The sequence below is a fragment of the Trinickia sp. genome, assembly GCF_051961175.1.
Classification (GTDB): Bacteria; Pseudomonadota; Gammaproteobacteria; order Burkholderiales; family Burkholderiaceae; genus Trinickia.
The window spans coordinates 1-9,428 of the sequence record NZ_JBQCDN010000382.1; the positions used below are offsets into that span (position 1 = coordinate 1).

Below are 9,428 nucleotides of genomic sequence, written 5' to 3' on the forward strand. Positions count from 1 at the left end.
TAGTGCTTCACGCGCGCGAGCGGGGCTTCATACGCCTCATGGCGGCGCTCAAATTCGAGAAAACCGGTTGCCTTGCCCATAGGGTGCTCTTCTTTCCAAAATCGTCGGTATCGGGGTGGGCCGGCGAGGCCGCGCGCAGCTCGAGCTCACTCGGGCGCGCGTCCGTCTTCGCCGGCCGCATCATTCTTGTCGAGGCGCCCGCCCTTCCGGTGCGGCGCCTCGCTAAAGCGTCGGCTGCTTACGCGGCCATCGCCTCCTTGGCCGCCTTCTTCGCGGCCAATTCGCCGAGTGCGCGCTTGTACTCCGCCGGGAAGACCTTGACGAACTGCCGGCGCGACGCATCCCAGTTCTCGAGCAGTGCCTTCGCGCGCGGCGAACCGGTGAACTGGAAGTGCCGCTCGACGAGACTCTTGAGCAGTGCTTCGTCCGTCATCCCGGCGTGCCAGAAGCCGCGATCGACCGTGCGCTCCTGCTCGGCCTGCTGCAGCACCGGCTCGAGCGCGACCATCGCCTTGTTGCACTTGCTCGCGAATGTGCCATCGACGTCGTAGACGAACGCCACACCGCCCGACATCCCCGCCGCGAAGTTGCGGCCCGTTTCGCCGAGCACGACCACCGTCCCGCCCGTCATGTACTCGCAGCCGTGATCGCCGGTGCCTTCCACCACCGCGCTCGCCCCCGAGTTACGCACGCAGAAACGCTCGCCGGCCACGCCGCGCAGATACGCTTCGCCCTCGAGCGCCCCGTACATCACCGTATTGCCGCAGATGATGTTTTCTTCCGACTTGCCGCGGAAATCGTTCGTCGGACGGATGATGATGCGCCCGCCCGAGAGCCCCTTGCCGACGTAGTCGTTCCCGTCACCGACGAGATCGAGCGTCACGCCGCGCGCGAGGAACGCGCCGAAGCTCTGGCCTGCCGTGCCCTTCAGCTGGATGTGGATCGCATCGTCGGCGAGTCCGTCATGGCCGTGCTTCTTCGCGATCACGCCCGAGAGCATCGCGCCGACGCTGCGGTTCACGTTGCGCACAGGTTGAATGAACGAGACATGCTCGCCGTTCTCGATCGCGGCACGCGCCTTCTCGATCAGCGTGTGATCGAGCGCGCGAACGAGACCGTGATCCTGCTCTTCGACGTGCTTGCGCGCGACTTCGCTGCCCACTTGCGGCTGATAGAACACCTTCGTGAAATCGAGCCCCTTCGCCTTCCAATGCTCGATGCCCTTCTTCATGTCGAGCAGATCCGAGCGGCCGATCAAGTCCTCGAACTTGCGGATGCCGAGCTGCGCCATGATTTCGCGCACTTCCTCGGCCACAAAGAAGAAGTAGTTGACGACATGCTCGGGCTGGCCTTGGAACTTGGCGCGCAGCACCGGATCTTGCGTCGCGACGCCGACCGGGCACGTATTCAGATGGCACTTGCGCATCATGATGCAGCCCTCGACGACGAGCGGTGCCGTCGCGAAGCCAAACTCGTCCGCGCCGAGCAGCGCGCCGATCACGACATCGCGGCCCGTCTTCATCTGGCCGTCGGCCTGCACGCGGATCCGGCCGCGCAGACGGTTCAGCACCAAAGTCTGCTGGGTTTCGGCCAGACCGAGTTCCCACGGCGTACCGGCATGCTTCACCGACGACAGCGGCGACGCGCCCGTGCCGCCGTCATGGCCGGCGATCACGACGTGATCGGCCTTCGCCTTGGCCACGCCCGCGGCCACCGTGCCCACGCCCACTTCGGACACGAGCTTCACCGAAATGCTCGAAACGGGATTGACGTTCTTCAGATCGTGGATGAGCTGCGCCAAGTCCTCGATCGAATAGATGTCGTGGTGCGGCGGCGGCGAAATCAGGCCGACACCCGGCACCGAGTAGCGCAGCTTGCCGATGTATTCGGACACCTTGTGGCCCGGCAGCTGACCGCCCTCGCCGGGCTTCGCGCCTTGCGCCATCTTGATCTGGATCTGGTCAGCCGATGCCAGATACTCGGCGGATACGCCGAAGCGGCCCGACGCGACCTGCTTGATCTTCGAACGCAGCGAATCGCCGTCCTTCAACGGAATGTCGCGCACGACTTCGCTGCCGATCACCGATGCCAGCGTATCGCCATTCTTGATCGGAATGCCGCGCAGCTCGTTGCGATAGCGCGTGTCGTCCTCGCCGCCCTCGCCCGTGTTCGACTTGCCGCCGATACGGTTCATCGCGATGGCCAGCGTGGCATGCGCTTCGGTGCTGATCGAGCCCATCGACATCGCGCCCGTCGCGAAGCGCTTGACGATGTCCTTGGCCGATTCCACTTCGTCGACGGGGATCGCCTTCGTCGGTTCGACCTTGAACTCGAACAGGCCGCGGAACGTCATGTGACGGCGCGTCTGATCGTTGATCAGGTGCGCGTATTCCTTGTACGTCTGATACGAGTTGCTGCGCGTCGAATGTTGCAGCTTGGCGATCGCGTCGGGCGTCCACATGTGATCTTCGCCGCGCACGCGATAAGCGTACTCGCCGCCCGCGTCGAGCATGTTCGCGAGCACCGGGTTGTCGCCGAACGCCTCCTTGTGCAGGCGAATCGCTTCCTCGGCCACGTCGAACAGGCCGATGCCGCCCACCTTCGATGCCGTGCCGTGGAAGTACTTCTCGACCAGATCGCCGGCCAGGCCGACCGCTTCGAAGATCTGCGCACCCGTGTACGACATGTAGGTGGAGATGCCCATCTTCGACATGACCTTCTGCAAGCCCTTGCCGACCGCCTTCGTGAAGTTGTAGACGGCCTTCTCCGGCGACAGATCGCCCTTGAGCCCCGCGGCCAGCTGCGCCAGCGTCTCCATCGCGAGGTACGGATGGACCGCTTCCGCACCGTAACCGGCGAGCAGTGCGAAGTGATGAACTTCACGCGCCGAGCCCGTCTCGACGACGAGGCCCGTGCTCGTGCGCAGCCCGTGCGAGACGAGGTGCGTGTGGATCGCGGCCGTGGCCAGGAGCGCCGGGACGGCGACGTTGTCGCGATCGGTGCGGCGATCGGACACGATCAGCATGTTGTAGCCGGACTTGACCGCATCGACGGCTTCCGCGCACAGCGAAGCGAGCCGCGCCTCGATCCCTTCCTTGCCCCATGCCACGGGATAGCAGATGTTCAGTTCGTAGGAGCTGAACTTGCCGCCGGTGTATTGATCGATCGCGCGGATCTTCGCGATGTCCTTGAAGTCGAGCACCGGCTGCGAGACTTCGAGCCGCATCGGCGGGTTGATGTTGTTCGTGTCGAGCAGGTTCGGCTTCGGGCCGACGAACGAGACGAGCGACATCACCATGTTCTCGCGGATCGGGTCGATCGGCGGGTTCGTGACCTGCGCGAACAGCTGCTTGAAGTAGTGATAAAGCGTCTTGTTCTTGTTCGACATGACGGCGAGCGGCGAATCGTTGCCCATCGAGCCGATCGCTTCCTCGCCTTGCTGCGCCATCGGCGCCATCAGGAACTTCAAATCTTCCTGCGTGTACCCGAACGCCTGCTGGCGATCGAGCAGCGCCGCCGCCTCGCGGCGTTCGGTCGCGACGTCTTCCGCCTTCGGCTCGATCTCGTCGAGCTTGATGCGCACGGCGTCGATCCAGCTCTTGTAGGGCTTGGCGTTGGCCAAGTTGTCCTTCAGTTCCTTGTCGCCGATGATGCGGCCGTGTTCCATATCGATGAGGAACATCTTGCCCGGCTGCAGGCGCCACTTCTGGACGATCTTCGATTCGGGAATCGGCAGCACGCCCGATTCCGACGCCATGATGACGAGATCGTCTTCGGTGATGATGTAGCGCGCCGGACGCAGCCCGTTACGATCGAGCGTCGCGCCGATCTGGCGGCCGTCGGTAAACGCGATGGCGGCGGGGCCGTCCCACGGCTCCATCATCGCGGCATGGTATTCGTAGAAAGCGCGACGGTTCTCGTCCATCAGCGTGTGTTGTTCCCACGCTTCGGGAATCATCATCATCATCGCGTGCACGAGCGGATAACCCGCCATCACCAGCAGTTCGAGGCAGTTGTCGAACGAAGCCGTATCGGACTGGCCCGGATAGATGAGCGGCCACAGCTTAGGCAGATCGTCGCCGAGCACCGCGCTCGCGATCGCCCCGGTGCGCGCGTTGAGCCAGTTGACGTTGCCCTTCACCGTGTTGATTTCGCCGTTGTGGGCGATCATCCGGTACGGGTGCGCGAGTTCCCATGCGGGGAATGTGTTCGTCGAGAAACGCTGGTGCACGAGCGCGAGCGCCGAGACCACGCGTTCGTCTTGCAGATCGCGGTAGTAGACACCCACCTGCCCGGCGAGCAGCAGGCCCTTGTAGACCACCGTGCGCGCCGACATCGACGGCACGAAGTACTCCTTGCCGTGCTTGAGCTTGAGCGCCTGGATGCGGTGGCTCGCCGTCTTGCGGATGACGTACAGCTTCCGTTCGAGCGCGTCGGTGACCATGATGTCGCGCCCGTGGCCGATGAAGATCTGGCGGATCACGGGCTCGGTCGCCTTCACGGTGGGCGAGATCGGCATCGCGTGATCGACGGGCACATCGCGCCAGCCGAGCACGACCTGCCCTTCCGCCTTCACCGTCCGCTCGAGTTCCTGCTCGCAGGCCAGGCGCGAAGCATGTTCCTTCGGCAAGAAGATCATGCCGACGCCATATTCCCCGGCCGGCGGGAGCGTCACGCCTTGGCGCGCCATCTCCTCGCGGTAGAACGCATCGGGGATCTGAATCAGGATGCCCGCGCCGTCGCCCATCAACGGATCCGCGCCGACGGCGCCCCGGTGGTCGAGGTTCTCGAGAATCTTCAGGCCCTGCTGGATGATGTCGTGGCTCTTCTGGCCCTTGATATGAGCGACAAAGCCGACGCCGCAGGCGTCGTGCTCGTTGCTCGGGTCGTACAGACCTTGGGCGGCGGGGACCGATTGGATCGGTTGATGGTCGTTCATGGGGGACACCGTCTATCAGAGGCCTTAGCGGCCGTTCTTCGCATGAGGATTCGCGCAGATTCGCTGCCAGCGTGCGCTGGTGGCGCGAAACATCGCACTTGTCGCGGATGACCGGGGGTGGAGAGGCGCCGCGGTGGCGGAGCGCGCTTATGGCGCGGGCACCCGCCGGAAATCGGAATATACGCGACGAATCAATAAAATAGCAAACAAAACGACATGATAAGACCCCATTAAACGAGATGCGCCGCCTTGGTGCTGTTTTATTGGGGCCGTATCGAAATGGGGCAAACAAAAACGGCACCGTTGAGTGCCGTCTCATGGGCCACATTCAGGCCGCGCGCAAACAAGGCCGGACGCGGGTCCGGTCCGGCCGCTTGCATCGCCGCGGTTACTGCTGATGTGGCGGCTGCGGGGACTGCTGCGTCTCCCGCACTTTCTTGGGCCGGCCGCGCGGCAGCGGCGACACCCGCCGGTTGGCCGCTCGCGCCGCCCACTCGCGATACGAATCGCCGCCGAGCACCCATCCCTTCAGGGTGGCCTGTTGCAACTCGTTGGCCTCGCGCTCGTCGAGCGGCTGCTCGCACAAATCCTTGTATGCGCGTTGCCGTTCGAACGGTGTATTGCCGAGCGACCAGTACAGCGGGTGATCGGTCACGAGGCTGTCGACCGTGAGCCCGATGTGATGCCGATAGCTCGACCATCGATAGTCTTCCGCTGCGCTCACGAGCTGCGCACGCACGGGACATAACTCGATGACCCGGCTGGCCAGCAGAAAGTAGCGCTCGCCCTCGATGACCGTTGCACGGTAGCGCCCTTCCCAGAGCGTCCCGCGCCGGGCATAGCGGCGATTGAAGTGCGCCACATAGCGCCGGCCCACGGCCTGCATGGCCTTGGGCAAGCTGGTTTCGTCACTGGGCGTGACGAGCAGCTGCACCGCGCCGGGCATGAGGACATAGGCGTGGACGTCGAGGTGGTGATCGCGTGAGGCGGCTTTCAAGCAATCGACGAAAAGCTCGTAATCCTGCTCGTCGACAAAGGCGGGCTGCTGATCGAGTCCGCGCAGGATAACGTGCTGCGGCTGTTTCGGAACGTAAAGACGTGCGAGCCGTGCCATGCTGGATTCCGTTTAGTACGTTGGTGATTACCCCAAGGGACGACGCGGCGTTCGCAACGTTTGCGAAGACGCACGCGGCTTCGAGCGAACACGCGCGCAGCTTAGGGAGAATGCTCTAGCATGCGCGCTTGGTTTGTTTCAAACCTTCTACTCATAATAGGCGGGCCTTTCATGGAGGAGCACATAGATGAAATTAAAACAGGCCATCACAGGGGCCGTGGCAGCGCTTGCGTTCGCAACGGCCGCCCATGCCCAAACGGCCGGGACTTTCTACGTAACGTCGGGGTGGTTCCATTTAGCACCTCAGAGCGCTAGCGACAACCTGGAGTTGATGAACTTCGCCGGCCAACAGGTCAATCAGTACCAACCGAACACCGGCGCGAGAATCGACAACTCGGACACGGTCGGCCTGAGCATCGGCTACTTCGTCACCGATCACCTTTCCACGGAGTTTGAACTCGGCATCCCGCCTAAGTTCGACATCGATGGCGCCGACAGCTTCGGGCAATTCGGCAAGCTCGGCAGCGCGAGGCAGTGGAGCCCCGCCCTGCTGTTCAAGTGGAATTTCTTGAAGCCCACGGACAAGTTCCGCCCTTACCTGGGCCTCGGCGTGACACGCGTGTGGTTCACGGACGCTCAGATCACCAACACCGCCTTCGAAAACAATGTCTTGCACGGTCCGACCTCCGTTTCGACGGATCGTTCCTGGGCGCCCGTGTTCAACGCGGGTTTCAACTATTCGTTCAACAAACACTGGTTCGCCGGCCTGTCGATTTCCTACATCCCAGTCAGCGTCACGGCCACGCTCACGACGACGAATATCGGTCCGTTTGGCTTGACAGCTCAGACTCAAGCAAAGATCAGGCTCAACCCGATCGTTACCTACGCGAAGATCGGCTACGCCTTCTAAAGCCTAGGTCGAAATTCGGCGCATGCCTATCCGCCGCCGCACAGTTGCGGCGGCGTTGTAATTTCGACCGCCTGAAAATAACACCGATACACTTTCTACCCGCCCGTCGTCTCACGTCTTCGAGCTCCCGGTACCGGGCCGACGATGGGTACGCGACCGGGCACGGCCACGCGCAGGCATCGAAGTTGCGGCGCCTGAGTTCTCCCCGCATCGGATTCGCGGGTTCGTTTATCCCGCTATTCATCTTTGACGGAGCGACCATGACCGCACTACCGAATACGAGAGACGCGCTTGAAACATCGTGGACGAATGCCGGCCGGCACGCGCGCCGGATTGCGCGGCATAGCCGCCACGCCGCCGAGGGCATTGGCGGCGAAATGCGCGAGCTACTCTCGGAATTGGAAGAAACGCTGGCGGACGGCACGCAAGCCGACGCCGCTGTCTTGCGTGAGCAGATGAGAAAGCGCCTCGACGCCGCGCGCGCACGGCTCGACGGGGCGCGCGAGACGTTTCGCGGCCGCGCGGTCGCGACACTGAGCGACGCGCAAAGCTACATCCGAGAAAACCCGTGGGAGACGATGGCCGTCGTAGGGGGCCTCGCGCTACTGACGGGTTGGCTGTTGGCGCGCAATCGCTGAGCGGCCGGCGCGCCGGCGGGTGGCGATCGCGCTGCATCCGCCGCGCTGCATCGGCGGAGTGCTCGTGCGCCGCTGCTCCGGTTTGCTGCTCCGGTTTGCTGCTCCGGTTTGCTGCTCCGGTTTTTGCTGCTCCGGTTTGCTGCCAGCGACCGGCGCCCCCTATCGGCAACCGGGTTAGGCCAGGAAGTCCGGCCCGATGAGGTCGATGCGATCGGTGCAGATCGTATCGACGCCCCACCGGGCGAGCGTGCGCGCACGTTCCGGCTCGTTCACCGTATAAGCGAGTATGAAGAGGCCCGCGGCCTTGATCGCCTGTACGAGCGGCGCATCGAGCCGTCGATGATCGGCATGCAGCGAGACGCAGGCCAGCGCGTCAGTGAGTTTGCGCCAATCGTTCGGCACCGCGCCGAACAGCAATCCACGCGGCAACGACGGCTGCGCGTCGCGGGCAGCGGCAAGCGCGTCGATCGAAAACGAAGAGAGCAGCGGCGGCAGGCCCGAGCCCTGCCACAGCCGCTCGGCCTCTTGCGCAACGAGCCGCCCCGTCGCCGTGTCACGACCCGGGCACGGCTTGATCTCGATATTGGCCGCGAGGCCATGCGCCGCACACCGCTCGTGCACTTGAGCGAGCGTCGGCATCCGCTCCCCTGCGAAACGCGCATCGAACCAGCTGCCGGCGTCCAGCGTCGCAAGCTCGGCATAAGACTTGCGCGCCGCCGCGCCGCGTCCGTTCGATGTCCGATCGACCGTATCGTCGTGCAGCAGGAACACCACGTTGTCAGCCGAGAGCTTCGCATCGAACTCGATCATTTTCAGGCCGCGCCCGGCGCCGGTGTCGATCGCCGCCAGTGTGTTCTCCGGCGCCAGCGCGCCGCCGCCGCGATGCGCGACGATCCGCGGATACGGCCAACGAGGCTGGCCAGCCGGGGCGGATGCGGTGGTATTCGCGCTTGTCGTCATAGGTTTGGTCTCCCGATTGTCGAGTGCACCGCCGGCCTGCCCCCGGCGGCGGGCGCGGCGTTCAAAACGCGCGTTTGCCCGTGGCGGGATCGAAGAAATGCAGATGTTCGCGCGGCAACGCTACGGGAATGACCTCACCATTGCGCGGGCGATCCCGATGCCCCAGGCGAGGTGACGTCATGCGCGCCCCAGCGGCCGTGAATGAGATTATCCGCGCCCAACAGTTCGCATGACTCCACGGCAAGCGGTCGTCGCCAGCCGCGTGTGCAGCTGCTGAATTTCGAGCCGCATTTGAACGCGCAGCTTCGCGTCGCTTGCAACCCTTGATCATTTAGTCATCCTAAGTTAACGCCCTGCGAAACCCGGGCGCCGTATCGTTCCACTACCAAAATGGCAACGTTTTCATCGCGACCGGGCGAGGATTCTAGTGTCCTGTCCCGTAAGTTCTTTGATAAATGAAATTGTCCATTTGGTGTCGGCCGGAGTTAGCGCTTTAGCGCTTACTCCGGCCCCATGCAAAGCTCGTCGGCCGGCGTTAGCGCTTTAGCGCTTACACCCGCCCCATGCAAAGCTCGTCACGCAAGAAGCGAGCAACCGCCATAGCCGTAGATATGGCAACGACGAGCGACGCCGCCTGGCGGTCAAATGGGCGATTTCATATCAAAGGAACTTGCGGGACAGGGCACTAGTTATCGTTGATGACAAATAGACGTTGATATTCTTTCAACGCGTAACGATCGGTCATGCCGGCGATGTAATGCGCGATGAGGCGCGGTTGCGCGGCGGCGTCTTCGGCGAGGTAAGCGGGCGGCAGGAGCCGCGGATCTTCCCTGAATGCGTCGAACAATCCCCGGATGACACGCTGCG

At 63.5% G+C, this 9,428-nt stretch carries 5 protein-coding genes and 2 pseudogenes; 2 read left to right on the forward strand and 5 right to left on the reverse strand.

The window, feature by feature from the left end; genetic code table 11:
* Nucleotides 1-238 precede the first annotated feature (238 nt).
* Both ACTHL0_RS21845 and ACTHL0_RS21850 read right to left on the reverse strand, forming a co-directional pair.
* Nucleotides 239-4,939, reverse strand: a complete 4,701-nt coding sequence (locus tag ACTHL0_RS21845) for a glutamate synthase-related protein (protein ID WP_440568990.1) — start codon at nucleotides 4,937-4,939, stop codon at nucleotides 239-241.
* A gap of 388 nt (nucleotides 4,940-5,327) precedes the next feature.
* Nucleotides 5,328-6,053: a transposase gene (locus tag ACTHL0_RS21850; RefSeq protein WP_440568991.1), complete on the reverse strand. Its 726-nt coding sequence runs from the start codon at nucleotides 6,051-6,053 to the stop codon at nucleotides 5,328-5,330.
* A gap of 187 nt (nucleotides 6,054-6,240) precedes the next feature.
* Between ACTHL0_RS21850 and ACTHL0_RS21855 the strand changes: the two genes are divergently transcribed.
* Nucleotides 6,241-6,963 (forward strand): OmpW/AlkL family protein, encoded by a 723-nt coding sequence (locus ACTHL0_RS21855; protein ID WP_440568992.1) that lies wholly within the window; start codon nucleotides 6,241-6,243, stop codon nucleotides 6,961-6,963.
* 260 nt (nucleotides 6,964-7,223) lie between these two features.
* Complete coding sequence (locus tag ACTHL0_RS21860) at nucleotides 7,224-7,601, forward strand: DUF883 family protein (RefSeq protein ID WP_440568993.1); 378 nt, start codon at nucleotides 7,224-7,226, stop codon at nucleotides 7,599-7,601.
* A gap of 174 nt (nucleotides 7,602-7,775) precedes the next feature.
* Here ACTHL0_RS21860 and ugpQ read toward each other — a convergent pair whose 3' ends face one another.
* From ugpQ to ACTHL0_RS21875, 3 genes and pseudogenes are all read right to left on the reverse strand, one after another.
* A complete protein-coding gene (ugpQ, locus tag ACTHL0_RS21865; protein ID WP_440568994.1) occupies nucleotides 7,776-8,561 on the reverse strand; it encodes a glycerophosphodiester phosphodiesterase in 786 nt (261 codons plus the stop codon).
* Between the two features lie 61 nt (nucleotides 8,562-8,622).
* Nucleotides 8,623-8,806: pseudogene (locus ACTHL0_RS21870) on the reverse strand (TOBE domain-containing protein); the annotation flags it as partial.
* Nucleotides 8,807-9,246: 440 nt separating this feature from the next.
* Nucleotides 9,247-9,428 (reverse strand): annotated as a pseudogene (locus ACTHL0_RS21875) (deoxyguanosinetriphosphate triphosphohydrolase); the annotation flags it as partial.

Coding starts and splice junctions, on each gene's coding strand:
- ACTHL0_RS21860 (WP_440568993.1), top strand. CDS start 7,224: ATGACCGCACTACCGAATACGAGAGACGCGCTTGAAACATCGTGGACG.
- ACTHL0_RS21845 (WP_440568990.1), bottom strand. CDS start 4,939: ATGAACGACCATCAACCGATCCAATCGGTCCCCGCCGCCCAAGGTCTG.
- ACTHL0_RS21850 (WP_440568991.1), bottom strand. CDS start 6,053: ATGGCACGGCTCGCACGTCTTTACGTTCCGAAACAGCCGCAGCACGTT.
- ugpQ (WP_440568994.1), bottom strand. CDS start 8,561: ATGACGACAAGCGCGAATACCACCGCATCCGCCCCGGCTGGCCAGCCT.
- ACTHL0_RS21855 (WP_440568992.1), top strand. CDS start 6,241: ATGAAATTAAAACAGGCCATCACAGGGGCCGTGGCAGCGCTTGCGTTC.